The following is a 21,709-nucleotide window of genomic DNA, read 5'->3' as shown; positions in this document are numbered from 1 at the left end:
TAAACAGGGGGGATGCGTGATTGTTCAGGGGCGATTTCACGACGTAATTTATTGTTAATGAAAATTAATCATGACTGTGATATAAAGGGAACCGAAAAGAGCATAGGTCAAAGTACTGATTTAGGGGTTGGGGGCAAAACCTGATAAGGAGATTGAAATGTTGCGTCGTTTAACTGTCCTCGTGATAGGCTTGTTTCTCTCCTTAAGCCTTGTCAGCTCGTACGCTCATGCCACAGAAGAAAAAATAAACGTAACCGTTGGTGAATGGCCACCCTTCCTGTCTCAAAAACTTGAAGGTGGCGGCGTTATTGCTGACCTGATCAGAGATATTTTCAAAGCCGAAGGCATTGAAGCCGAGTTGACGTTTTTACCCTGGGCGCGGGGCTATCATGAAACATCGATTGGCGATCACAATGCGATGGGCGTTTGGATGCACAAGGATGAGCGCGACGCAGAATTCCTTTTTAGCGATCCGGTTCTTATCGAACAGTTTGTCTTCTTTTATCTCAAAAAAAACCGGTTTGATTGGCAGGATCTGGATGATCTCGCGGGCTATCGCATGGGAGGCGGGATTAAATACAGCTATGGCCCTGAATTCGACGCTGCCCTTGCTGCGCAGACCTTCCTTATGGATCGTCAACCCAATGACCGGGCCAATTTTGAAAAGCTTCTTGCCGGGCGGGTTCAGCTCTATCCTCAGGAAATCTCTGTGGGATATTTTGCTCTACAAAGTCAGTTTGCCCCGGAACAGCAGGCCCGCATAACCCATCACCCAAAGGCAATTTTAAACAATAAAAGCTATGTTCTGTTTCCCAAAAGCCTGCCGGGCAGTGAAGCCCTGATGGCGCGTTTTAACAAGCGTCTGCAAGAGTTCAAAGACAATGGGACATACCAGCTCTACATTGACAGACTAGGTGCAAAAGAGGCGTCCTGATAGCTGTATCAATCGTTTTGGACAGGATGTCGATAGACAATGTCATCATTATCGGCAGCTTTTCCTTGGGTGTTTATAACTGCGCCAAGTCGCTCGGCAAGGGCTATAGATCGACAATTTTCAGGCGCTATATAACTCACCAATGTCTCAACGATTTTATTTTCAAATGCCCAATTTCGGGCAGCTGTCGCAGCTTCAAAGGCAAGACCTTTGCCTTCATACCCCTCGAATAAAAGCCATCCTAATTCTGGCTCAGGAAAATGATCGTGCCACAGGATTGCGACTTGGCCGACCACTGGATCATTTTTTTTAAGTTTCTGATTTTCTTTAAGCTCCAGCGCCCACGGCCCAAACCCCATCAAGGCCCAATGCCCAACTTCAGCCGCATAGGCATACCAAGCATGCCGCCTGTCCAGTTGCCCCATATGAACTGCGCGATTTGAAGCAAACATCTTGGCATAAGCATCAAAATCAGCCCTTCGATGTGGCCGAAGGATTAAGCGTTGAGTTTCTAGGGTTGGTGCGGAGTTCATGACAATATATTAATCATAGAAGACCTTCGCTTAGTGTTTTATTGTTCAATTAACGTGCTGTTACGATAGAGTTTATCTAATGTAATGTCGATGCGATCCGTTAATTATATGTTGCATTGGTTGCATCTTCGTGCTGCTTTTGGAGCGGGGTTTATTGTTATTTCTTGGGGCGCTATGTATATTCTCTTTCGCTTTTTCCTGCTGTTCTGCTCGAAAGATTTTATTCACTACTACAGAGGTTTACGGGCAAGAGGTCATTTGAACGAGAAGACTCTCACGGCTATCACATTTTATTTGTTTTTGTGGGCCGGACTGTTCTTTCTCTTTATCGGATATGTTTATTTTCATACTTGGGGTGATGAGATTGGCGAACATTTACTCTTGGCTCGCATATGTGCCTTTATTATGTGTTTAGTTGTTTTAATTTTGTCTCTCCGAAGGTTTAAATCCTGGAAAGAGGCCGTTTACGCTTATAGCGATGGTGTACTTGTTGATGGGATCTTGGTGAGTAAAGAGAGTGCACATAAAGGGTATGACTTGAAATATCTCTATAAAGTGGGAGACGTTCAATTTACCCTAACGAAGACAAGGCAATCTATTTTTGATGTTCATGACATTGAAAAAGGCCACAAGGTAAAGATCATCTATGCCAAATCATCCCCTTATAATGCGAAGTTTTATGAACCTCACGATTTTTCCAAGTATTGCCTAGATAAGAGCAAAAAAATAACCGATCTTGATGGTTCAAAAAGGAATTACCTTTTGTGACAATAGAGCGGTTGGATATTCAGATCGGCCTTGTCGGCATCAGATGACGATAGACAAGGTCGCCATGATCAGCGGCTTTTCCTTGGGTATCTAAAACTGCGCCAAGTCGCTCGGCGAGTTTTATGGAACGATGATTTTCAGGCGCGATATAACTCACCAGTGAAGTAACAACTTTGTTTTCAAATGCCCAACTTCAGCCGCATAAGCATACCAAGCCTGACGCCTGCCAAGTTGCCCCATATGGACTGCGCGATCTGAGGCAAACATCTTGGCATAGGCATCAAAATCACTTTTCCGGTGAAGTCGAAGGATTAAGCGCTGGGTTTCCAGGATTGGTGGGGTGTTCATGTGGCGATACCTGTTACGGGAGATTTGCTGTGAGTGTTTTGTTGGTCGCTAAAATATACGATTACGGTAGAGATAATTTATAAGAAAGATCTATTGATCTCGTTAATTATATCTTGCATTGGTTGTATCTTCGTGCTGCCCTTGGGGCGGGGTTTATTGTTATTTTTTGGGGCGCTATGTATATTCTCTTTCGCTTTTTCCTGCTGTTCTGCTCGAAAGATTTTATTCACTTTTATTTGGATTTACGTAAAAAAGGTGTGGTGAACCCGCAGGTTTTATCTTCTGCTGCCTTTTACGCCTTTTTGTATATGGGGATCTTTTTTGCCGCCTGTTTTTTTCTGTATTACAGGATGATGGAAAGCCATCTGCAATATGACTGGACCTTTCGCGGGTGGTTGATCTTTGTGTGCCTGATCATCTTCGGGTTTTGCTTTGTCTGGATAAAATCCCTTGAAGAAGCTCTATACGCCTATAGCGATGGTATTGTGGTTGTTGGTCGTTTGATCAGTAAAAAGTGGAGCAAAAAAGGCTTTTCGCTGAAGTATCAATTTGATGCAGATGGCGAGCAACTTTTCCTGACAAAAGATCGACAATCCTATTTTAAGGCAAAAAAGGTGAGTGTCGGGCATGAATTACCGATCATCTATGCCAAATCCTCTCCGCGCCATGCCAAGTTTTATAACCCTGATAATTTCTCAAAATATTGCCTTGATACCACGAAAGAGCCTCCCAAGATCAAGGTACCCGAGCGGAAGTACGTTCTGTAGATTGATCCCTGTTTTGCTCTCGTGAATTTATTGCCTTTTATGGCGAACTGCGACGTAAAGGGCGTGTAAATGCCGATGTACAGGCGCTTTATATGGCAAATTTTGCGCGCTGGATGGGACTTTATCTGTTCGCGGTTGGGGTGTTTTATTTCAACGCTTATCAATTCTATCTCGAACCTGAAAACCCGTGGGTGCGTATTGGCGGGCTTTTTGTTCTGGTGTTTTTCTTTGGTCTGTTTCTCTGGCCGCGGATCAAGGCGCTGGAGAAAACCGCCTTTGCCTATAGTGATGGTGCGTTGGTGGAGGGCAGGCTTTTTGACAAGGAGACCTATCGTAAAATCCGGGTTTTGAAATATGCCTACAAGGTTGATGGCAAGATCTACAAATTGCAAAGAGCCGGGCAATCGTTTCTGGATTTTATCAACACAAAACAGGGAGAGAGTGTAACCGTGATCTACGCCAAATCGGCCCCGGATGTCGCGGTTATCTTTGACCCGGACCTCTTTGCCAAACGCTGTTTAGACCGGGATAAAACCTTGCCGGAGATATCGATATGAAATTAGAAGGAAACTGTAAAATATGAAGATCCTGTTTAATCTGGTGCTGCTGTTTTGCTCTAAAGACTTCATTCTGTTCTATCGGGATATTAAGGGGCGCGGGGTTTTGAACGAAGCAGCGTTGCTTGCCTATTTCGTGATGTTCTTTTTCAAAGCGGTTTTCTGGATCGTTTTGTTTTGCTTGTTTATTCTGAATTTTTGGAAACCTGAGAGTTCAGTTTTAATGTTAAACGCTTTATTCCTTGGCAGTTTCCTGCTTACCCTTTTGATCATATTTGTAATCATCCGCTCTCAAGTTCGGGATATTGAAGTCCTTGCGCGCGCCTATAGTGATGGTGATGTGGCTGCCGGAATAATAACTGAAAAATCCTTTTGGAAAGGCAAGCATACCTACAATTTCAAGTACACCGTTAAGGGACGAAACTATCAGTTTGAGAAAAAGCTAGGTTTGCTTGGCGGCGTGGATAGTCTTGGGGATGTGGGAGATACTTTTCCTTTAATTTATGCGCAAAGTGATCCGAATATCGTGGAGCTATATCATAAAGTTAACTTTTCGAAACGTTGCCTTGTCAAAGATAAGTTGCCTCCTGACGACCTGTCAAAAGACGAAGAAAAGAAGTTTTTGGCGCGTTAATTGCCCTGAAAGGGTGGGGGTAAATGATGATGAGTTGTCAGGAAAATATGTTCGAGATCGTTCAAAATCTTGTTCCCTTTACAGCGGGTGACTGGGAAAGTGCGCTCCCTTTTTTCTCTTTCAAAACCTATGCGGTAAGCGACATCATCTTTTCCGCAGATGACAAGCCGATGCAGATCCATTTCCTGATCGAGGGTATCGGGCGGTATTTTTATATCGATATCGAGGGCAGGGAGCGCAACAAGTCGCTGGTTAAGGCGGGCGGGGCTTTTGCTTCGATCACGACGCTGGTCAGCGGTGAAGGCAGTCCTTTTTATACCCAGGCGATTACCACCTGTACGACCGGGGCGATTGCCTATGCTGATCTGATTACTTTGTCAGAGCAGCAGACGAACTGGGCCATTTTTTTACGCCGGGTTTATGAAAATCTCGCCTTGAAAAAAGAACGCCGCGAAGCCGGATTTTTGTTGCTTTCGGCCCGGCAACGCTACGAAGAATTCTTAAGCGAATATGGCGCGCAAAGCGACTTGGTGCCGCTCAAGCATGTGGCGATGTACATTGGCATTACAGATGTCAGCCTGTCGCGCATCCGCAAGGAAATGGGCCTGACCTAAAAGACTTATCATAGGATAAGGCTGCAACGGAACAAACCCGGTAGGATCAGGTATCTATTGGGAGAATGAAGTATGAAAAAGCTGCTGCCGCCGATACTCTTTGCGCTGATTGTGTGTGTTATGGCCGTTATTTGTTGGGGAACGGGTTCTCCGCATAACGTTGCCCGAAATTACAATCTCTTTGCTATTCCACTTGTTCTTACCGGGTTGTTTCTGGCTATGACGGGCAGCCGCTTGTTCAGGCAAAAAGGCACCAACATTATGACCTTTGACGAGCCGGATGTGCTGGTCATCGAAGGGGTTTTCCGTTGGTCGCGGAACCCCATGTACCTCGGCTTTGTCATTGCCCTGTTCGGCATTGCCATTGTTATGGGCGCGGCCTACAGCTCGCTCCTACTTGCGGCCCTGTTTCTTCTGATCACCGATCGCTGGTATATCCGGTTTGAAGAGCAGGTCATGCGCCGTAAATTCGGCGCTGATTATGACGCCTATTGCAGCCAGGTTCGGCGCTGGATTTAACCTTTAAGAGGGCGAAAAAAGACTGCACCCTGAAAAGGTGCAGTCGCACATCCGGTCTTTCTTATCCCAAAGCCTCCTTATTCCCGATAAGAAGGATCTGTCTTGTCCAGCATGGCTTTCAGGTGATCAAAATGAGCAAAGGCGGCATCGCCATAGTCTTCCCAGCTCCGCGCTGTTTTTTCGGCGATCTCATCGCTTAAGATGTTCAGTTCCTGTCCGGTCGAATAGGCCAAAATCAGGGTCTTGGCGGCACGTTCCAGGAAATAGAGGTCTTCAAATGCCTCTGCCACGGTATCTGAAGCCACAGACACGCCGTGGTTGCCCATCATCATGATCGACTGGTTGCCAAAGGCCCGTGCGATCCGTTGGCCTTCGGCCTTGTCATCGGCGAGACCGCTAAAGTTGCTGTCGATGGCCATGCGGTTGAAAAAACGGGCCGTGTTCTGATCAATCGGTTTTATGCTCGGATCTTTCAGGGTCGCCAAAGTGGTGGCATAGATTGGATGACAATGCAGAATAACCCGCGCGTTTGGTACGGCGGCATGGATGGCACCGTGTATGCACCAGGCGGTGGGGTCGGGTGCGTCAGGGCCGTTCATTACGTCGGGATCATCTGCATCCAGCAACAGCAAGTCGCTGGCACAAATTTCAGAAAAATGTTTCCACTTCGGGTTCAGCAGGAACTTTTTACCATCGCTTGAAACCGCAGCCGAAAAATGGTTGCCCACGGACTCATGCCAATCGAAATGCACAGCCAAGCGAAAGGCAGCCGCGAGATCAACACGGAGGGCCCATTCTTTTGCATCATAATCTTTACCCGTTTTGCGGCTTGTTACGCTCGACATCTGTTGTTTCCCCAAAATAATTCGGTATTTTTTCTGGTGGTCTTTTTCAAGATTGAAAGAGTTAGCGTTACTTTACAAACGAGAAAAATGACGTACTGTCATAAGTCAAACTAATGACCAATTAATGTATGCGCGGCGTGGTTATTCAAAGAGCAGAGAGAACACAAACAAATGAGTGGAAAACAGCTCCCGCCGTTGAACTGGTTGCGCGCTTTTGAGGCTTCGGCCCGGCATTTGTCTTTCACCGGGGCGGCGCGTGAACTAAACATGACCCAATCCGCTGTCTCTCAGCAGATTAAAAGCCTGGAGCAGCACCTCGGCCATCCGATGTTTATTCGACAACCCCGGACCCTGCATCTAACTGAAGCTGGAGAGCGCTATCTTCCGGTTATTCAAGATGCCTTTGAGCGTCTGCAATCCGGTACACAATCGCTTACTGGTGGCGAAGGCCATCAACGCCTGACCATTCAGTGCAACATGGCCTTTTCGATCTTTTGGTTGGCACCGCGCCTGCCCAAATTACTCGACAAACATCCTTGGCTCAGCGTGAACGTGGTGCCGGAAATCTGGACCACTCAAACAGAACCCTCGGCCTCTGTGGTGATCCGCTATGGCCGTTCGGATGTGGCAAGTACAGGGGAAAATTCGAGAGCTGAACGCCTGTCTCAGGGAAACTTTTATCCAGTCTGTACTCCGGAACTGACCGCCAATGCTGACTGGCGCAAAGATCGTCTGTTTGATTGCAGTGCCGTGTTTTGTTCGTGGGAGACATGGTTGTCAGATCAAGGTTTACGCTTGCCAAGCAACCAGCGGGTCAATCTGACTTCTACTTATTCGATCACCCTGACAGCCGCGGTGAACGGTGCAGGTTTGGCATTGGGTCATGACGTACTGGTTCAGGATATGATCGACCAAGGCCGTCTGGTGAAACCCTTTGCCCACAGCGTTCCCATGCAAGAGGCTTACTTCCTCATGATCCCCGCCCGCCACAGCCAAACCTACGCCAGCCACGCCTTTATCGACTGGATCCAAGGTGAGTTTGTTTGAGGAAGTGTTGATGTTTATATGGCCATAAATATTTTTTTGTATCTATTTGGTGTCTTAATAGGAATAAATTTTGCTCTGGCAGCGCAAGACAGGCAGTATAGCTGGGCTATTTCACGCACGTTGATTTTCCTTATTTAAGATTGTTTAGATGTCCTTTCTTTTTGAATTTTTTCTCCACGTTGGTGCCAGAGATTTTTTACCTTTTTACCGCGAACTAAAGGCGGCGGGGCGGGTTAATCCTGTCGTGCGGGCTTATTATCTCCGGCGTTTTTTGGGCTATAGTCTGCTTTCGGTTGCGATTGCTGTTTTACTGCTGTGGGTTCTGGGAGGGCTTACTTTTAACGATGGGATCAAACTGGACCTGACACTCAATGTGCCCGTACCGATCTCGCTGTTGGTATCTGTTTACCTGTGGTGGACAATGATTGAGATGGTGGGTAACACACTCCATATCTATAGCCGTGGTTGTACGGCGATGGCGACGGTAATGGGGACCAAGTCGCGCATGGGGCGCGGGTTTAATGTGCTGCACCGTTTTGAGGTCGCTGGCGCGGTTGTTGAGACCAGTTTTAACAAGCAGATCGGTCAGAAATCCTATTGGGACAGTCTGGGCGGGAAGGAGCTTGAGATTATCTATGCCGAGGACAACCCGGAACTGACATTGGAATATAAGGCAGAAAAATTTATGGATCGCTGCTTGGATCTTTCCCGTCAAACGCTTTGAAAATTCACTTCCCCAAAAGATACAATAAATCAGGGCTTTAATGCCCTGTGTCAAAATTGAGTAAAATGACGTTTTATCAATTACCACGATGGTTTTGATGATAACTGTTTTGATTATGGTAACTTTTTTACTGTTATATGTTTGGGAAGAAAGTTTCAGGTAAAATACCTAAAAATTTAATCTGAAATAGTTTGAGATACGGGCAGGGGATTGTCGTTGGCGCAAGAGAAGGCGAGGGTGTTAAGGCAGGGGTTACCTTTGTTGGAGGAAATGGAGACCAGTGATTTGGTCGATTTTCTTTTGCAAGAACGCCGGTCTTTTGTCCTAAAGTTGGAAAATCGAAAACCTCGACTGTCATCGCATGAAACGCGACATGAAATCGAAAGCTTTGATGAAGCTGTTCAATTGGTGTTACGCGACCAGGTTGAGGCGCAAAAAAAACGACCTGAAAAAGGTAATTATTCGAACAAAACAGAGAACAGAACCTCGATTTCCCTGAGTGCCCGAAAAGAAGAGCCACGATTTTCCATACCCAAGGATGACCCTATAGAGGATAAATCTCTAACGAGCCAGAAAGTCTCGGCCGGACCAATTTGGGATAAGGTCGAAAAGCGACCAGAGAATTATTTACCAGAGAATTATTCTTCCAAAAATCACTTAGCAGGAAATGGTTCTGAAGGCGGGCTTGCAGACTGGCCTGAGGATTGGCCAGATATTTTACCCACGCATAACAACGCAGAAGATCCTTATGGGTTTCGAGGTCATCGTCTTAAGGCGGGAAATGATCAGAATGATCGTAACCATTATGATGGTGACAGTCATGATGAAGACACCGGTGGGTTGAGGGCTGAAAAGCGCATTAAGTCAAAATCAATTGGCGGTCCTCTTGGGATGCTGATTGGATTGATGGTGTTGGCGATCTATATCCTTTTACCGCTTTTGGCTGCAACGAGTTCACTGGTGACGGGGGCGATGGCTTGGGATGCGTTAATCAATATTGGGGTGTTGAGCGGGGTTATTGCGGTTGCGATTTTTATTCTAACGATTTTTAGCTCTCATCGTTTCAGTTATGCTCTTTATGCCGGGATCGTGTTCTATGGCCTGAGCTACGGAGCGCATTATTACGCACCGGTACGCGATTTTATCCAAAACGAAAAGTATATACTGCCGCTTATAGCATCACAGATGATCGAAGGCTATTTTCAGGCTGCGGACTACACAGGATTACCAGAGAAAACCGGAGCACTCCAACGATCACCGCAATTACGTACTCAGTTTTTATCACAGAGTTCACCAGAGTTTTCTGGAGAGGGAAGTGGGCCAGAGGCAAACCCGACGCTTCAACAACGGCAAAAAGCCTTCGATCAGGAGGTCGAAGCATGGTTGGTGCAGTAGCTAGAGTAGCTAGGCGAAACGGTAAAACTCTGCTCCTGATAAGGGAACAGATACTGGCCTTCATAACGACGCTTCTTATGGTCTGGCTTATTGTCCCCACTGTCGTTTCAGCAGATATCGCCGGGCGGGAAAGTGGGCGTTATCAGTTCCTTCAACAGGCTGCAGGTCCTCTTGAAGAAGGTGTGAGAATACGCATTGAATATCCAGGTTTTGATTACGATGTAGGCTGGAAGGTTCAAAATGTTGAGGGCCAGGCGGTTACTCAGGCTCAAATCATGTGGTGGTTTCCAAAGGGCCGTCGACTTCCTTTACCAAATCCGCCGGGTGGATCTTTGCCCGTTTCTCAAATACCCGAAAGTATATGGCGTCATATAAATCTTTATGACTCAAGATTTCAGGTCATTCTCCACCGCAGAGGATTTCCGGAAAATCGTTACTCTCTCATCTTGGATCTTGGTATTCCCAATCGACCGGGAGATAAAGAGTGGAGCCTGAACGTCCCCAGAGCCTTGCCGTGGAATCGTTTGTTGACCCATTATCAAGGGCCGGGACGTGACAATAATGTTTATGTGAGCGCCGATGACGCTAAAAGCATTATTGGGCAGGGCAGTCCAAGAGACCGAAATGATGAAGATATCATTGTGGTGGAGAATTCCTGGTTGCTGGATGCTAAAATGAGTACAGCGGTTTTTAATCATAAATTACTGGCAGCCCGTCTGGATTGGCATGCAGATGTTATGGTTCGCGCCGTTCGGTCTCACCTGGATAACCTGAAGATCATTGCCAAACTGCCGATTGAAAAACTGGTCTTTAAACTGGAGCATGTGAAAATCGTGATCTCCAAGGACATGAAAGCCATTCCGGGTGATCTGGACCAGCTTTATGACAAACTAAATTCTGGTGTGCCGAATAAATATATTATCCCTGTGCGGCGGGCCTTCTATCACAAAGAGCGTCTGCGCATCGCTGATGAGGCAAAACGCGAGCTCCTGTTGCTATCTTTGGGGCGCTACGTTGATAAATATCCGGCGTGGTTCGACGAAAAAGTGAAAAATCTGGGGTTGGAATGAAAAGTTGTGGCCAGCTTAGTACTCTGATGAATATCTATTTTGAATAGTAAGGGGAGTTTCTTGAACCCATATTTCTACATAGCTTTACCAACAGACTGCTCTACAAATCGGGGGCGTTCTAATGTCGCTGATATTGTTCTTTCAGGCGGGAAACAAACGCGAACGGTCGTTCCTTTTTCAATCTGACTTTCAATCGTCAAGATGCCCCCGTGGAGTAGAGTGAGTGAATTGCTGATCGATAGCCCAAGTCCGGTTCCTTCTAAAGGGGTAGAATGGATATCTCCTCTGATTTGATGAAAAGGTTTGGTTAGGTGTTTGATATTATCGGCAGCAATCCCTGAACCATGATCTCTAACCACGATGATAATACTTCCTGCTGCAGAGTGTTGCGCTGAAAAGGAAACACTTTCTCCTTTAGGAGAGAACTTGATCGCATTGCTCAACAGATTGGTGAAAATTTGATTGATGCGTCTTTCATCTCCATAAAGGTTTGGGATTTCATTTAAGATATCAACGGTCAGAGTTACTTCTTTCTGATTAGCTATAGAGGCTATGCAATGAAGACAGTTGTTCATGACAGAAGGAATATCTATCACTTCTTCGGATAATTTTTCTTCATTTGATTCTATCTTTGCGAGGTCGAGTATATCATTGACCAGAGCTAATAAGTGAGTACCTGAATTTCGGATGTTTTCTATGTATTCTGTCTGTTTTTCGTTTTGCGCGCCACAAATGCCTAAAAGTAATGCTTCGGAAAAACCGATGACGGCATTCAACGGCGTACGAAGTTCGTGGCTCATCTTGGCAAAAAAATGATCCTTGGCTTTATTGGCTAGATCTGATTCTTGCCTGAGGCTTACCTCTCTTTTCAGACTTTCTGTTTGTTGTTCTAAACGCTGTTGGGTTAACATCAATCCGGTGAGATCATTGTGTGCTCCAATCATACGTAGAGGCGTTCCTTCATCGTTACGAATAATCATGCCTCTGCATCGAACCCAAACGGTGGATCCGTCTTTATGTTGGTATCTGACTATCTGGTCATATGGATGGTTAGGATCTTTTAAATGAGCATTAAAATTCTCTATGGAAGTGGCAAGGTCATCTGGGTGAATAAGATCCTGCCATTCAGCTGCGAGGTGTTTTTTTGTTTTTGGATCATGCCCCAACAGATTCCAAAAATGGTCATTCATCCATTCGATTTCGGGCTTCTCCAAATCCCAATACCACAACCCATCGAGAGTAGAGTGTTGTAAGAAATCAAATATTTTATTATTTGTTTTTACCAAAAAAGAGAGCTCTTTTGCGAGATAATGCTCTTTGTCACTCATTTGGGCATGTCCTTGGGTAACAGCGTTCAAAAACCTTAAAACACGTCTCTTACCAACGCTATTTCGAGTATTATCGACGAGGTGATTGATTTTACATTTTTACTCGTTAAGAGAGTGTTATTGTCGCAAAAGTTTAAGTAAAAAATAATTTTACTCATTTTGAATTTAAGAATTTTTGATAATTAAATTAACTATTATAAATACTTAAAGTGGTATTTCAGAATTTGGATCTTAAAAAATGTATAGCTCTCAAGCTGAAATTTAGTTTCGCCTTTGGGAAGGTTATTTTTATTATGGTGCGATCGCGACAAAATTTTAAATTCAAAAGTGGGAGATAAATACTCCGGAGGAGGACTTCTTAATCACAAGAGGTACACTAGTGATTGTTAATGGGGCCAAACACAAAACTTTGAGCTTACGGTTGTTAGGAAAAACTATTTATCTATGAAAAGAGTTATTTTTAACGTATTATGATGAAATAAACATCAACAGGCTTATCAAAAGCCTGAAAAGTCTAAGAGCTCGAAAATTAAAAAAATAAAGAGTCTGAAAAAGATGCGGCTCGTCGTTTTTCTCGAAAAAAATCGAGTTTATTTAAAAGCTGGGGAATGTTGCTTTGAAATGCTTTTTCCTGATTATTATTTTAATGATCTCGCCACTTACGTTAAAGGCTGAGCCTCTTAAGCTTGTCTTTCCTGAAAGCTATGCGCCGCTGGCGTGGGATGACGCTGGGCGTATGCGCGGCATCGGAATTGATGTGCTTGATGCATCGTTGAAAGATATTCTGAACGTTGATGTTTCCTATAAAGGGTATCCGTGGGCGCGGGGACAAGAAGAAGTCCGCAAAGGACGTTCCGATGGTTTTGTTACGGTTCCAACACCTGACCGATTGCTCTATGTAACCTGTAGTCCGGAACCTCTCATCGTTATCGAGCTTGCCGTTTATACCTATGCGAACCATCCGAGAAGAGATGAGCTTCTCCAGGTCAAAACCTATGATGATTTAAAAGGCTTTGTGCTGTTGGATTATCGTGGAAATGGCTGGACTAAAAATATAGCTGGTGGTCTGAATGTAATCTGGGCAAATACACTGGAGCAAACGTATCAATTATTGGCTGCTCGCCGGGCTGATGTTGTTGTGCGAAACAACTTTAATTTTGATTATTTTATGAAAGATCAAAGCCTTAAGGTGAAGTTTGAAAAAATGCCGGGTGTGTTGTCAAGGATACCGCTTCATCTATGTATCCGTAAAACTTCGCAATACGTATCTCTCCTGCCTGCCTTTAGTCAGACGATAAGTGATTTACGTGAAAAAGGCGTTATAGAGGAAATCATTCGCCCGTATGGTCATGGACCTTTGGCACCTGGTTCTTGAACTTCAATACAGGTTGGTTTTCATATTGTCGCGTCATAGCTGAGTTCTGACACAGAGTTATGAAACAGAGTGGCATTCTTTATAGGCATGGATAAATGTCCCAAAAGACTGCGTCTCGCAAAACGGATATGAATTGTTACGTGTGGCAGGCGTGCTGAGAGATAAGACCTCAAAAGCGCGCTCCGTTTGCGTGCTGCTATTCAAGATGAAGGAGCGCACTTTGTCGGCGATGACGTTGTCATGACAAGCCGTGTAAGCACCTTCATGATTTGCATCATATCCATAGAACTCGACTTCGCCCAAGAGTAATACACCATCCTCGATCCCAATCTCCACCCGGGCATCAAATTCAGCAACAACCCGATCACCACAGTGATACTCAAAGGTTGTCTCTAACTTTTCTGAACAAGAAAAAGATGATACTACAGAAAAAATAACAGCCATTCGTCACTCCAAATACTGGGGGAAGGTCGTTATTTTACGGTTATGATTATTGGGCAGGCAAAGTATCTCGGTGTCGAGGATAAACGGGCCGAATTAGATGCGCTTGGTATTCAAAAACGATGAAATCATCTTGAAAGAAATTGTGCTGGTGTAGGTGGATCGCTTTGTGCGCGAGCCACCTAACGAAACCAAAATGGCAATGCCAAGAATTTTAGTAAGCCTAAAGCCGGAAGCTTATAAAATGATGCTTTTAGAGCGGACGGCTTCTGAAAATTCGGATCTTAGGCAGATTAAATTTGAGCGGTAAAAATTTGGTCCAAGCCAGGCCGCAAACTGCCTGCCTGTTTCGTAGGCTTGCTCCGCGCTTTTTTGACCGGGATTGGGACCTTTGCATTTTTTTGGATAGCAAAAAGGCAGCCCACGGCGGTAATCTTCATATCCTCTTTGAAAGGCTTCGGAGCGATAAAGCTGATCAACCGACGTGACGATAAATCCTTTGGAATTCCCCAAGGTTTCTGAGTGCTGTATCATCGCTTTCGTCTCATGAGCCTATGTTTTCTCTAAATGACCCTGTGTAATTATCTACGATTTTCTCCATATCCTCAATTGGCCCTTTTTAAAGGCCACCCAGCTTCATATGGCGATTTACATCTTTGTAAAGCAGGTAACGGAACGGGCCGGGACCACCGGCGTAGCAGGCTTGCGGGCAGAAGGCGCGCAGCCACATGTAATCTCCGGCTTCGACTTCGACCCAATCCTGATTGAGGCGGTAAACCGCCTTGCCTTCTAGGACATAAAGCCCGTGTTCCATGACATGGGTTTCGGCAAAGGGGATCACGCCGCCGGGCTGGAAGGTGACGATGTTGACGTGCATGTCGTGGCGCAGATCATCAGGTTCGACAAAGCGTGTGGTGGCCCACTTTTCATCGGTATCAGGCATGGCGGTGGGCGCAACGTCTTTTTCATTGGTGACAAAGGCGTCGGGTTTGTCCAGTCCCTCAACGGCTTCATAGGCCTTACGTACCCAATGGAACTTCACAAGTGCGCCTGTGTTGTTGGCGAGCGTCCAGTTACAGCCCGCGGGCAGATAGGCGTAACCGCCCTCGACCAGTTCGTGGACGTTGCCTTCAATCGTCAGGCTCAAACCGCCCTCAACAACAAAGATCACGCCTTGTGCGTTTGCATTCGGTTCTGGCTTTGTGCTGCCGCCGCCGGGTTGAACTTCCATGATGTACTGGCAAAAAGTCTCGGCAAAGCCCGACAGCGGGCGCGAAAGTACCCACAAACGAGTCTTGTCCCAATGGGGCAGGTAACTGGTGACAATATCGCTCATGGTCCCCTTGGGGATCACGGCATAGGCCTCTGTAAACATGGCGCGGTCGGTGAGTATCTGGGTCTGTGGAGCCAGCCCGCCCTGGGGAGAGTAATAAGAAGAATGCGACATGTTTTGGACCTCGGTAACGGAGAGAAAATGGGATGGCTTTTACGAAAATGGCCGAAGTTTCATATCACTATTCTATCGCACGAGTGGCAAGCCCTAAAGCGCTATGAGGGTTTAAAAACGGCATTTGGGGGCTAAAAGGACTTGTGAAGGTCAGGAAACAATCAAATCTTTTTGCTGTGGAGGGGGCGGTTCGCTGCAACAAAAGTTTCCGGACTAATTAACTTTCCAGAAGATAGTCTCTAATCGAAAATATCAGGTGCCAGTTCCGGGTGGCGATTTCTGTGTTTTGAGAGTTTATAAGAAAATACCACAGTCGCGATGGCACCAATGATACTGTAGGGCAAGGCGAAGAGGACCCCGAACAGGGCTATTGCTATGAAGTTTTCTAATGCCTCTCCTGTATTTTCGAGGTGGCGAATTTCCAGTGAGAAGTTGGTAGCGTCAATCTTGAATGCGAACATTATGAAGATAAAAATAACCGTAAAGAAGGATGCCGCTAAAGTAGAGAGGCACCCTGCTGCGATGCTCCGGAGAACCAGAAAATTATTGGGTTGGAGAATAGCGGGGGTAACAAAATAGCCACTTAAAAATCCACCTCCAAAAACACTTAATAAAAGATCTGTTTCTTGCAGCATGATGGACAGGCCAAGGGTGGCAATCAAGGCGCAATAAGTACCTGAAACAAGTCGTTCTATTTTGGTGAATTTTGGGTTCATTAAAGGTGTCAGTGTCCCGTTAACGCAGAAACAAAGGTTGGATTTTTAAAGATTAACCATTTGGTTTATATATCAGATCTCTTCTGATTGAAAATCCATTTGTGTAAAGCCCAACTCAGTAAACCGTATACTGGCGCGCTGACGGCTGTGAAGAGTATAAAGAGGGTAAAGCCAAAATAAGGGCTGCTCGCTTCAGGGAGGATCGGGGCAAGAAAACCAAGACCCAGTTCCGAAAGAGGGTCCGCGAGACCATATCCCAATACTTCATACGGCAGAGGATCTGGCTGAAAGATAAAGGAGTTAAATGCCAGTAGGAAAAAGGCAAAAAACAGTATCACTGCGATCATCACGCGTCCGGGTTTGTAAATACGCGAATGAAAAAAGCGTGGCAGGATTAAAATTCCGGCAAAGAAATAACCGATTAAGGGAATAATAAGACTCTCAGGATTGAGGACGACGAAGTATCTGTCGTGATGACCGTCGCCATAAAGCACAATAAAATAATAAAGGTGGGAAAACAGAACCATTCCCGTCAGCCCAAGAACTGCACTGAAAAGACCGAGGATCAAACGGTGTTTAAGAGTTGCTGATTGGGGCATGGTCTAAGTCATATACGGATATTCTACTCAAAAGCGGCTTTGTCGATGGGTGGGTATTTCTGGTGGTGGCGATGCAGGAGATACGCCAACAAGATCGCGGCAGGGCCACCGATGATGCTTAAGGGGATAAAGGCCATTAAAGACCCCTGAATATGATTTAAAAGCGCATGGCTATAAGTCGATATGAGCCAGGTAATTTCCAGTCCGGTTTCCGGGACGATGCCCTCATAGAGAACCGAGTTGGTAAAAAGTAAGATACCAAAACTGATACCAGTCAGAAGAGTGATGGCAAGCGTTGTTATTACGCCACCGCTCAGTGCCTGTTTCGGTGTAAATTGTTGCGTAGATATGAAACCCGGCAAAATTACATAACCAAAGATGAGGGACGATATCAGACTAAAGGGCAGTATGTCGTAGACCAGTGATGCCAGCGTTGCCAGAGAGGCAAAACAAGCCGTGTAGAGCGCGATAATCATGCGCTGTTTTCTCGTGATGGTCGTTTTCATGATCTGAGTATGGGAAGATTTTAGCGGGGCGTCAAAAGATAATTTGTCGTTGTAATCGGTGCTTAACCTTTGATTTGTATTAAACTTCGGGGCTTGAAAAGCCCGCACAGGACCTTCATATAAATTTCCAGCACGGTTTATTGTGCGTCTTCCCAATTCTTAACTAATTTCTCTGCCTCAATGAGTTCTTCCGCGGAGAGATATGTTACTGATGTTTTCAGCAACGATGCCGCTTTCTTGTGCCCATTGTTTGCAGCGATCTTTAGCCAGTAGTACGTCTTAATTCTGTCGTCTTGATTTTTTGCTAACAGCAGTAGGTTTCCACCTAATTTGAATTGAGCTTCGACATGGCCACTTCGGGCTGCTTTTTCGTATAAATTAAGCGACTTGTCAGGTGGCCACTTAGAAATAGAAATCTCTGCTGCACGATATTGAGCTTTTGTATGGCCTTGTTCGCCAGCTCTTTCAAACCAATGCAAGGCTGTCTTTCTATCAGTGCCTATTCCAGTACCTGTAAGGTACATTATTCCGAGTAAATATTCAGCATCCACAAAGTGCAGCTCGGCGGATTTTTTGATAAGTTTATAGGCTTTGTAATCATTTTTTTTAGTACCTTCCCCCCGAATGTGTAATCTGCCTAGATAGTACAAGCCTTCAGGGTCGTTTACTTCAGCGGATTTTGTGAATAAATCAAAGGCTGTGGAGTATTCGTCGCGGGAATAAGCACTTAATCCATTTGTGACTTCTTGAGATGAAGATCTGCTGGAATCAGGAAAGCAAAGAACAAATCCTATAGTGAAGATAATTAAAAGCGTTGATTTCATTTGTTTGCACTTTCTTTAAAGCGCCCCTTTTTTCAAAGCCTTTAACCTTAGTTTGATGTCGTGGTGTTTGGGGATGTTAATTAACGCAAAGGCAGTGGTCTAGCGGAAATTAAGTTCTGTTGAGTTCTGGACCAATGATTTACACCTGACCTCCACACTTAATCCCAACACCTAAACCCGCCTCTACACCCGCCGGCCATACCAGATGATGCGGCCGATGATGTTGACTTCGTCGAAGGTGCGTTGGTATTCGGCGTGGTTGGGGTTGTCGGAACTGATGCGCAGCAGGGCGGGTTCTGAATTGGGGACGTGTTCGAGGCGTTTGACCACAACGCCGATGCCGTCCCACAAAGCAAAAATCCCCGGCGGGCTGGGGCGCTGGTCGTTGGTGTCGATCATGACGCGGTCGCCGGAATGCAGGGTGGGAGTCATGGAATCCCCTTGAACCTCAATAATGCGGGCGGCGGCCGGACTGACGCTAAGCTCAGAGCGCAGATAGTCGCTGGGCATAAACCAGTTGCCTTTGACGTCATCGGCAATTGCTGTGCCGCCGTGACCGTCATGACTATAGGCAACCCCGGCTTCACCACCACCGCCCATGCCACCGCGCACCGCAATCTCTGCGACGGGATCACAACCGGGGGCAGGAGCCAGTTGTGGTTGATTTTCGGTTTTTTGGTCTTTTCTGGACATACTTGTAGATTTACGGGCTGCCTCGTTTGAGGAAGAAGAGCCTGCCATGTCTGTTTCATAGTCATCGGTGGTGTTTTCATCGGTGGTGTCTTCGTTGAAGGTCTGTTCGTCTTCTGGAAGGTGCCGACTGTCGCGGCTGGTGTTCATAAGCTCCTTGGGATCGCATGTCATGGCGAGGGAAAGTCGGACCATCCACACATCGGTTAGACGGCGATCCCCCTTTTCCAATTTCATGACCTGGGCTTTTGTTGTGCCAGCCTTTTCGGCCACCTGCTGAAGCGTCATGCCTTTTTTAGAACGGATTTCTCTAATTCTGTTTTCCATTTTTCTGCCTCTTGCAACTGGCCTGACATACTTCGTTTTCTGTAACGGGTTTCGGTTTTTGTCGCGTCTGTTTTTACAAGCCGAGTGTTTCCGTAGTGGATACTGCGATAAACGCAAAAAGTTTACATAGTGGATACTTTTTTCTTGACTTGGTTTCCACTATGGATACATATTTGTTGCGAAGTCAAGAGAGAATCAAGAAAAAGTTAAGGAAAATAAGGATATTTTACCAATCAGAAGGTTTTAAGGTGAAGGTGTTGAAAGAAGAGGGGCATGTGAGGTTAAAAGAGAAGCTATCAAGAAATCATCTAAGGGGGCGTTGAACAGGAAAATATGCATATCGACAGGAGTGTACAGGGGGATTCACACCTATCGTTGTTTTAAAACATTTTTTGATAATATAGGTTAAACCGCCATTCTGAATTGTACGAAACCAGAACTAAATTCACTGTAAGGTCTTATTAAAACATGATGTTACCTATTTATGTGCATGATCTTGCCTTGGTCGGAACTGATATTAAACTTGTTACTCTCTATAATTGAAAATTTTGTATTTGTAACCAATTCATTATGAATTGAACCAAATAGAAAAATACCGAAAAGTAAGAGGGGATGTTAAGAGAAGTATCCATATAGGATACAATTTAGTTATTTCGAACAAATCATGAACAAAATTATTGATAAGGAAAGTCAATTCGCGAAGAGATTGCAGGTTCCGTAATGCGGGACCCAGTACTAAGTAATTTGGGTTTTAAAGGCTCAGTGTTTTATGGAGGCGAAATGAAAGAACGGAATGACTGGCAGGACTTCTATCGTCAGCAAGTCAAAAATGCTGAAAGGCTTCATCAAAACCTCCACCGCTTGCCGGATATTTTACCGCCGCGCATTCGGACTGAAAAATTAAAATTCAGAAATCATGATAATCAGAAACAGAAGTTTTCAATACAAGCATTACAGCAGTCTAAAAATTAACCAGTATCTGATTTTTGAGGAAGTAAGGGGCTGACGCTCTTTTAATATACGGCGGGAAGAAACGCCCGTTTTCGCGAGAGGCGCACAAAGGCCGCTCATTTTTATCTAATAGCGCAATAATCCATATTTTTACTCGCATGCTACTTCGGCGCTTAAGCCTTTTAGGGGGCCTTTAAGCAATGACCATCTGCGTCTTCGTTTTGACGAGGTCAGCGGTTTGTGTCGGTCCCGTTTTGGAAACGTCTAAATAAAAAAGCCAAATAAAAAAGCCAAATAAAAAAAGAAAGAAAAAACTATGAAATATCAGCACGCAGAAGATCTTCAGCCCGATCCATCCGTTGGCTTTTCCGCTATTGAGGTGGGGGGGGCAGAAGCAAATAGAGAAGGAAATAGAGAAAGAAACACGGAAACAAATGTGAAACCGGATGTGGCAACAAATGCCTCAATCTCAAAAGACCAACAAACAACTAAGCAAAAAACTCAGCTTACCCCGGCACCTTTTTCGGTCTTTAAAGCCTTATCCGAAGCCCGAGGACAGGAAATGACCTATAAAAAACTGCGGGTGATCAGCGGTATGGCCGACACTAATTCCTTTCCAAAGCACATTCAAGAACTGGTGGCCAAGGGCGTGATCCAATGCCTTGGTCCCCATTGCGACCGGTATGTGATCCTCAAGGTTGATCCTGCTTCTGTAGAACTAGTTCAACGCTATGCCCGAAAAACCAGCCAGCATTCGCGCCCCGATAGCAATGCGAATGCCAAAAAGCGCAAATGCCTCAGCTGCCGTGAAGAATTCCTGAGCGAATGGGCGGGCATGCGCATCTGTCTCGAATGTAAAACAACCCCCGCCTGGCTAGACCCCGACAACCCCTATACCCCCGAAGGCGACACAGACGGTTCCGGCCTGTCTGACCTCACCACGGGACTTTATTGAATGGAAAAAAAGCTAGCAGTCATTTGCTTCAATCAAGGCTTTGCGAATAAGCGTCGGCGCGCTTTGCGACCATTCCGTTGGATGGTCGTTGAGATATTCCATGACTTGCTCAACAAAATATTGAGGGGGATCACCGTAGGTACAAAAATCTACACGTTCTTTAAGCCCATCGTGAATGCCCATGATATAGCCGCTGCAATAAAGACCTCCAACATTTTTTTTGGGAGTTCCGAGAACAGGAGAACATTGTTTATACAGAGATTTCCCAGTGTTCGGACGCGGGTATTCGTTTTCAATCGGTACTTCCAACCCGAGGGCAGTGCCTGTTGCGAGGATCAGAAAAGTAAAAGAGTTCATATTGAGTTGCGACCTTTTAGTAAATCAGCGACAGGGATGGGTTTCTTTAAGGGCAGCGCTAACGGCTATTCGTGCGTTCTTTTTTGCCAATTCAGGATGGGTTTGAAAATAATCGAGGATCGCTTCATAGGATGTTCTCGTAGGGTATTTGGAAAGGCAGATTTCTCCCATCTCGCTGAGATCATCTTCAGCGGCCTGTATGTACGCCATACAATATACGCCTTGTTTCGTTCCGTGAATATTTTCAGGCGAAGACAAAATTCCACCGTTTTTATTAACGTGATCGGCGGTTTCTTTGCCACTGCGACACACTTCGAAAAGAAATTTACCTTGAGTTGGGAAAGCCTGAAGAGGTTCCGGCCACAAGAGTGCAATGATAAAAAAAATAACCAAGAATTTCATGTGATTTATCCCCCGATAACGTGTGCTCAGAAGGTG

Annotated in this window: 29 protein-coding genes; 14 read left to right on the top strand and 15 right to left on the bottom strand. The window is 45.4% G+C overall.

Annotated elements, in window-relative coordinates; translation table 11 throughout:
* Positions 1 to 157: 157 nt before the first annotated feature.
* Positions 158 to 934 (top strand): substrate-binding periplasmic protein, encoded by a 777-nt coding sequence (locus ACFSKO_RS09430; protein WP_380250822.1) that lies wholly within the window; start codon positions 158 to 160, stop codon positions 932 to 934.
* Positions 935 to 942: 8 nt separating this feature from the next.
* Here ACFSKO_RS09430 and ACFSKO_RS09425 read toward each other — a convergent pair whose 3' ends face one another.
* Entirely contained in the window at positions 943 to 1,467 is a 525-nt protein-coding gene (locus ACFSKO_RS09425; protein WP_380250820.1) for a GNAT family N-acetyltransferase, read from the bottom strand.
* Between the two features lie 90 nt (positions 1,468 to 1,557).
* Between ACFSKO_RS09425 and ACFSKO_RS09420 the strand changes: the two genes are divergently transcribed.
* Entirely contained in the window at positions 1,558 to 2,235 is a 678-nt protein-coding gene (locus tag ACFSKO_RS09420; protein WP_380250818.1) for a hypothetical protein, read from the top strand.
* A gap of 19 nt (positions 2,236 to 2,254) precedes the next feature.
* Here ACFSKO_RS09420 and ACFSKO_RS09415 read toward each other — a convergent pair whose 3' ends face one another.
* Positions 2,255 to 2,392 carry a hypothetical protein gene (locus ACFSKO_RS09415; RefSeq protein ID WP_380250816.1) on the bottom strand — a complete coding sequence of 46 codons (138 nt, stop codon included), beginning with the start codon at positions 2,390 to 2,392 and terminating at the stop codon, positions 2,255 to 2,257.
* A complete protein-coding gene (locus ACFSKO_RS09410; RefSeq protein WP_380250814.1) occupies positions 2,389 to 2,583 on the bottom strand; it encodes a hypothetical protein in 195 nt (64 codons plus the stop codon). The genes ACFSKO_RS09415 and ACFSKO_RS09410 overlap by 4 nt, the downstream gene beginning before the upstream one ends.
* A 176-nt stretch (positions 2,584 to 2,759) precedes the next feature.
* Between ACFSKO_RS09410 and ACFSKO_RS09405 the strand changes: the two genes are divergently transcribed.
* The 5 genes from ACFSKO_RS09405 (at position 2,760) to ACFSKO_RS09385 (ending at position 5,674) form a co-directional block, all read left to right on the top strand.
* Positions 2,760 to 3,350 carry a hypothetical protein gene (locus tag ACFSKO_RS09405; RefSeq protein WP_380250812.1) on the top strand — a complete coding sequence of 197 codons (591 nt, stop codon included), beginning with the start codon at positions 2,760 to 2,762 and terminating at the stop codon, positions 3,348 to 3,350.
* Between the two features lie 92 nt (positions 3,351 to 3,442).
* Complete coding sequence (locus ACFSKO_RS09400) at positions 3,443 to 3,907, top strand: hypothetical protein (RefSeq protein ID WP_380250810.1); 465 nt, start codon at positions 3,443 to 3,445, stop codon at positions 3,905 to 3,907.
* 22 nt (positions 3,908 to 3,929) lie between these two features.
* Positions 3,930 to 4,541, top strand: a complete 612-nt coding sequence (locus tag ACFSKO_RS09395; protein WP_380250808.1) for a hypothetical protein — start codon at positions 3,930 to 3,932, stop codon at positions 4,539 to 4,541.
* Positions 4,542 to 4,588: 47 nt separating this feature from the next.
* On the top strand, positions 4,589 to 5,155 hold the full coding sequence (locus ACFSKO_RS09390; protein ID WP_380250806.1) for a Crp/Fnr family transcriptional regulator: 567 nt from the start codon (positions 4,589 to 4,591) through the stop codon (positions 5,153 to 5,155).
* A gap of 72 nt (positions 5,156 to 5,227) precedes the next feature.
* The gene (locus ACFSKO_RS09385) at positions 5,228 to 5,674 is read left to right on the top strand and encodes a methyltransferase family protein (RefSeq protein WP_380250804.1); all 447 of its coding nucleotides are present in this window, start codon (positions 5,228 to 5,230) and stop codon (positions 5,672 to 5,674) included.
* Positions 5,675 to 5,751: 77 nt separating this feature from the next.
* On the opposite strand, the gene ACFSKO_RS09380 is transcribed toward ACFSKO_RS09385, so the two are convergent.
* Positions 5,752 to 6,519, bottom strand: coding sequence for a class II aldolase/adducin family protein (locus ACFSKO_RS09380; protein ID WP_380250802.1), 768 nt, complete (start codon positions 6,517 to 6,519; stop codon positions 5,752 to 5,754).
* Positions 6,520 to 6,714: 195 nt separating this feature from the next.
* Here ACFSKO_RS09380 and ACFSKO_RS09375 point away from each other — a divergent pair, with 195 nt between their 5' ends.
* The 4 genes from ACFSKO_RS09375 (at position 6,715) to ACFSKO_RS09360 (ending at position 10,755) form a co-directional block, all read left to right on the top strand.
* Positions 6,715 to 7,566, top strand: a complete 852-nt coding sequence (locus ACFSKO_RS09375; RefSeq protein WP_380250800.1) for a LysR family transcriptional regulator — start codon at positions 6,715 to 6,717, stop codon at positions 7,564 to 7,566.
* A 148-nt stretch (positions 7,567 to 7,714) separates the two neighbouring features.
* A complete protein-coding gene (locus tag ACFSKO_RS09370; protein ID WP_380250798.1) occupies positions 7,715 to 8,290 on the top strand; it encodes a hypothetical protein in 576 nt (191 codons plus the stop codon).
* A gap of 216 nt (positions 8,291 to 8,506) precedes the next feature.
* Positions 8,507 to 9,685 (top strand): hypothetical protein, encoded by a 1,179-nt coding sequence (locus ACFSKO_RS09365; RefSeq protein WP_380250796.1) that lies wholly within the window; start codon positions 8,507 to 8,509, stop codon positions 9,683 to 9,685.
* Positions 9,670 to 10,755 carry a hypothetical protein gene (locus ACFSKO_RS09360; protein ID WP_380250794.1) on the top strand — a complete coding sequence of 362 codons (1,086 nt, stop codon included), beginning with the start codon at positions 9,670 to 9,672 and terminating at the stop codon, positions 10,753 to 10,755. The genes ACFSKO_RS09365 and ACFSKO_RS09360 overlap by 16 nt, the downstream gene beginning before the upstream one ends.
* Before the next feature lie 74 nt (positions 10,756 to 10,829).
* Here the strand turns inward: ACFSKO_RS09360 and ACFSKO_RS09355 are convergent, their stop codons facing one another.
* Positions 10,830 to 12,083, bottom strand: a complete 1,254-nt coding sequence (locus ACFSKO_RS09355) for a sensor histidine kinase (protein WP_380250792.1) — start codon at positions 12,081 to 12,083, stop codon at positions 10,830 to 10,832.
* 616 nt (positions 12,084 to 12,699) lie between these two features.
* Here ACFSKO_RS09355 and ACFSKO_RS09350 point away from each other — a divergent pair.
* The gene (locus ACFSKO_RS09350; protein WP_380250790.1) at positions 12,700 to 13,458 is read left to right on the top strand and encodes a substrate-binding periplasmic protein; all 759 of its coding nucleotides are present in this window, start codon (positions 12,700 to 12,702) and stop codon (positions 13,456 to 13,458) included.
* Positions 13,459 to 13,515: 57 nt separating this feature from the next.
* Here ACFSKO_RS09350 and ACFSKO_RS09345 read toward each other — a convergent pair whose 3' ends face one another.
* From ACFSKO_RS09345 to ACFSKO_RS09310, 8 genes are all read right to left on the bottom strand, one after another.
* The gene (locus ACFSKO_RS09345; RefSeq protein WP_380250788.1) at positions 13,516 to 13,902 is read right to left on the bottom strand and encodes a hypothetical protein; all 387 of its coding nucleotides are present in this window, start codon (positions 13,900 to 13,902) and stop codon (positions 13,516 to 13,518) included.
* A gap of 234 nt (positions 13,903 to 14,136) precedes the next feature.
* Positions 14,137 to 14,433, bottom strand: a complete 297-nt coding sequence (locus ACFSKO_RS09340) for a hypothetical protein (protein ID WP_380250786.1) — start codon at positions 14,431 to 14,433, stop codon at positions 14,137 to 14,139.
* Positions 14,434 to 14,518: 85 nt separating this feature from the next.
* Positions 14,519 to 15,346: a bifunctional allantoicase/(S)-ureidoglycine aminohydrolase gene (locus tag ACFSKO_RS09335; RefSeq protein WP_380250784.1), complete on the bottom strand. Its 828-nt coding sequence runs from the start codon at positions 15,344 to 15,346 to the stop codon at positions 14,519 to 14,521.
* A gap of 239 nt (positions 15,347 to 15,585) precedes the next feature.
* Positions 15,586 to 16,062, bottom strand: coding sequence for a hypothetical protein (locus tag ACFSKO_RS09330; RefSeq protein ID WP_380250782.1), 477 nt, complete (start codon positions 16,060 to 16,062; stop codon positions 15,586 to 15,588).
* 65 nt (positions 16,063 to 16,127) lie between these two features.
* The gene (locus ACFSKO_RS09325; protein ID WP_380250780.1) at positions 16,128 to 16,661 is read right to left on the bottom strand and encodes a hypothetical protein; all 534 of its coding nucleotides are present in this window, start codon (positions 16,659 to 16,661) and stop codon (positions 16,128 to 16,130) included.
* A 23-nt stretch (positions 16,662 to 16,684) separates the two neighbouring features.
* The gene (locus tag ACFSKO_RS09320) at positions 16,685 to 17,275 is read right to left on the bottom strand and encodes a hypothetical protein (protein WP_380250778.1); all 591 of its coding nucleotides are present in this window, start codon (positions 17,273 to 17,275) and stop codon (positions 16,685 to 16,687) included.
* A gap of 29 nt (positions 17,276 to 17,304) precedes the next feature.
* On the bottom strand, positions 17,305 to 17,991 hold the full coding sequence (locus ACFSKO_RS09315) for a tetratricopeptide repeat protein (RefSeq protein WP_380250776.1): 687 nt from the start codon (positions 17,989 to 17,991) through the stop codon (positions 17,305 to 17,307).
* A 183-nt stretch (positions 17,992 to 18,174) separates the two neighbouring features.
* Entirely contained in the window at positions 18,175 to 19,008 is an 834-nt protein-coding gene (locus tag ACFSKO_RS09310; protein WP_380250774.1) for an XRE family transcriptional regulator, read from the bottom strand.
* Between the two features lie 780 nt (positions 19,009 to 19,788).
* Here ACFSKO_RS09310 and ACFSKO_RS09305 point away from each other — a divergent pair.
* Entirely contained in the window at positions 19,789 to 19,980 is a 192-nt protein-coding gene (locus tag ACFSKO_RS09305; RefSeq protein ID WP_380250772.1) for a hypothetical protein, read from the top strand.
* Between the two features lie 295 nt (positions 19,981 to 20,275).
* On the top strand, positions 20,276 to 20,914 hold the full coding sequence (locus ACFSKO_RS09300) for a hypothetical protein (protein ID WP_380250770.1): 639 nt from the start codon (positions 20,276 to 20,278) through the stop codon (positions 20,912 to 20,914).
* A 12-nt stretch (positions 20,915 to 20,926) separates the two neighbouring features.
* Here ACFSKO_RS09300 and ACFSKO_RS09295 read toward each other — a convergent pair whose 3' ends face one another.
* Together ACFSKO_RS09295 and ACFSKO_RS09290 are read right to left on the bottom strand one after the other, a co-directional pair.
* Complete coding sequence (locus ACFSKO_RS09295; protein WP_380250768.1) at positions 20,927 to 21,271, bottom strand: Rap1a/Tai family immunity protein; 345 nt, start codon at positions 21,269 to 21,271, stop codon at positions 20,927 to 20,929.
* A gap of 24 nt (positions 21,272 to 21,295) precedes the next feature.
* Positions 21,296 to 21,673: a Rap1a/Tai family immunity protein gene (locus ACFSKO_RS09290; protein ID WP_380250766.1), complete on the bottom strand. Its 378-nt coding sequence runs from the start codon at positions 21,671 to 21,673 to the stop codon at positions 21,296 to 21,298.
* Between the last annotated feature and the right edge of the window lie 36 nt (positions 21,674 to 21,709).

The organism is Kiloniella antarctica (assembly GCF_042682825.1).
Lineage (GTDB): Bacteria > Pseudomonadota > Alphaproteobacteria > Kiloniellales > Kiloniellaceae > Kiloniella > Kiloniella antarctica.
This window is presented reverse-complemented; position numbering and strand designations above follow the sequence as displayed.

What these genes read in the sequence shown, in the direction of transcription:
- ACFSKO_RS09430 (WP_380250822.1), top strand. Translation starts at nt 158, where the DNA reads ATGTTGCGTCGTTTAACTGTCCTCGTGATAGGCTTGTTTCTCTCCTTA.
- ACFSKO_RS09425 (WP_380250820.1), bottom strand. Translation starts at nt 1,467, where the DNA reads ATGAACTCCGCACCAACCCTAGAAACTCAACGCTTAATCCTTCGGCCA.
- ACFSKO_RS09420 (WP_380250818.1), top strand. Translation starts at nt 1,558, where the DNA reads ATGCGATCCGTTAATTATATGTTGCATTGGTTGCATCTTCGTGCTGCT.
- ACFSKO_RS09410 (WP_380250814.1), bottom strand. Translation starts at nt 2,583, where the DNA reads ATGAACACCCCACCAATCCTGGAAACCCAGCGCTTAATCCTTCGACTT.
- ACFSKO_RS09405 (WP_380250812.1), top strand. Translation starts at nt 2,760, where the DNA reads ATGTATATTCTCTTTCGCTTTTTCCTGCTGTTCTGCTCGAAAGATTTT.
- ACFSKO_RS09400 (WP_380250810.1), top strand. Translation starts at nt 3,443, where the DNA reads ATGGCAAATTTTGCGCGCTGGATGGGACTTTATCTGTTCGCGGTTGGG.
- ACFSKO_RS09395 (WP_380250808.1), top strand. Translation starts at nt 3,930, where the DNA reads ATGAAGATCCTGTTTAATCTGGTGCTGCTGTTTTGCTCTAAAGACTTC.
- ACFSKO_RS09390 (WP_380250806.1), top strand. Translation starts at nt 4,589, where the DNA reads ATGTTCGAGATCGTTCAAAATCTTGTTCCCTTTACAGCGGGTGACTGG.
- ACFSKO_RS09385 (WP_380250804.1), top strand. Translation starts at nt 5,228, where the DNA reads ATGAAAAAGCTGCTGCCGCCGATACTCTTTGCGCTGATTGTGTGTGTT.
- ACFSKO_RS09380 (WP_380250802.1), bottom strand. Translation starts at nt 6,519, where the DNA reads ATGTCGAGCGTAACAAGCCGCAAAACGGGTAAAGATTATGATGCAAAA.
- ACFSKO_RS09370 (WP_380250798.1), top strand. Translation starts at nt 7,715, where the DNA reads ATGTCCTTTCTTTTTGAATTTTTTCTCCACGTTGGTGCCAGAGATTTT.
- ACFSKO_RS09360 (WP_380250794.1), top strand. Translation starts at nt 9,670, where the DNA reads ATGGTTGGTGCAGTAGCTAGAGTAGCTAGGCGAAACGGTAAAACTCTG.
- ACFSKO_RS09355 (WP_380250792.1), bottom strand. Translation starts at nt 12,083, where the DNA reads ATGAGTGACAAAGAGCATTATCTCGCAAAAGAGCTCTCTTTTTTGGTA.
- ACFSKO_RS09345 (WP_380250788.1), bottom strand. Translation starts at nt 13,902, where the DNA reads ATGGCTGTTATTTTTTCTGTAGTATCATCTTTTTCTTGTTCAGAAAAG.
- ACFSKO_RS09340 (WP_380250786.1), bottom strand. Translation starts at nt 14,433, where the DNA reads ATGATACAGCACTCAGAAACCTTGGGGAATTCCAAAGGATTTATCGTC.
- ACFSKO_RS09335 (WP_380250784.1), bottom strand. Translation starts at nt 15,346, where the DNA reads ATGTCGCATTCTTCTTATTACTCTCCCCAGGGCGGGCTGGCTCCACAG.
- ACFSKO_RS09330 (WP_380250782.1), bottom strand. Translation starts at nt 16,062, where the DNA reads ATGAACCCAAAATTCACCAAAATAGAACGACTTGTTTCAGGTACTTAT.
- ACFSKO_RS09325 (WP_380250780.1), bottom strand. Translation starts at nt 16,661, where the DNA reads ATGCCCCAATCAGCAACTCTTAAACACCGTTTGATCCTCGGTCTTTTC.
- ACFSKO_RS09315 (WP_380250776.1), bottom strand. Translation starts at nt 17,991, where the DNA reads ATGAAATCAACGCTTTTAATTATCTTCACTATAGGATTTGTTCTTTGC.
- ACFSKO_RS09310 (WP_380250774.1), bottom strand. Translation starts at nt 19,008, where the DNA reads ATGGAAAACAGAATTAGAGAAATCCGTTCTAAAAAAGGCATGACGCTT.
- ACFSKO_RS09305 (WP_380250772.1), top strand. Translation starts at nt 19,789, where the DNA reads ATGAAAGAACGGAATGACTGGCAGGACTTCTATCGTCAGCAAGTCAAA.
- ACFSKO_RS09300 (WP_380250770.1), top strand. Translation starts at nt 20,276, where the DNA reads ATGAAATATCAGCACGCAGAAGATCTTCAGCCCGATCCATCCGTTGGC.
- ACFSKO_RS09295 (WP_380250768.1), bottom strand. Translation starts at nt 21,271, where the DNA reads ATGAACTCTTTTACTTTTCTGATCCTCGCAACAGGCACTGCCCTCGGG.
- ACFSKO_RS09290 (WP_380250766.1), bottom strand. Translation starts at nt 21,673, where the DNA reads ATGAAATTCTTGGTTATTTTTTTTATCATTGCACTCTTGTGGCCGGAA.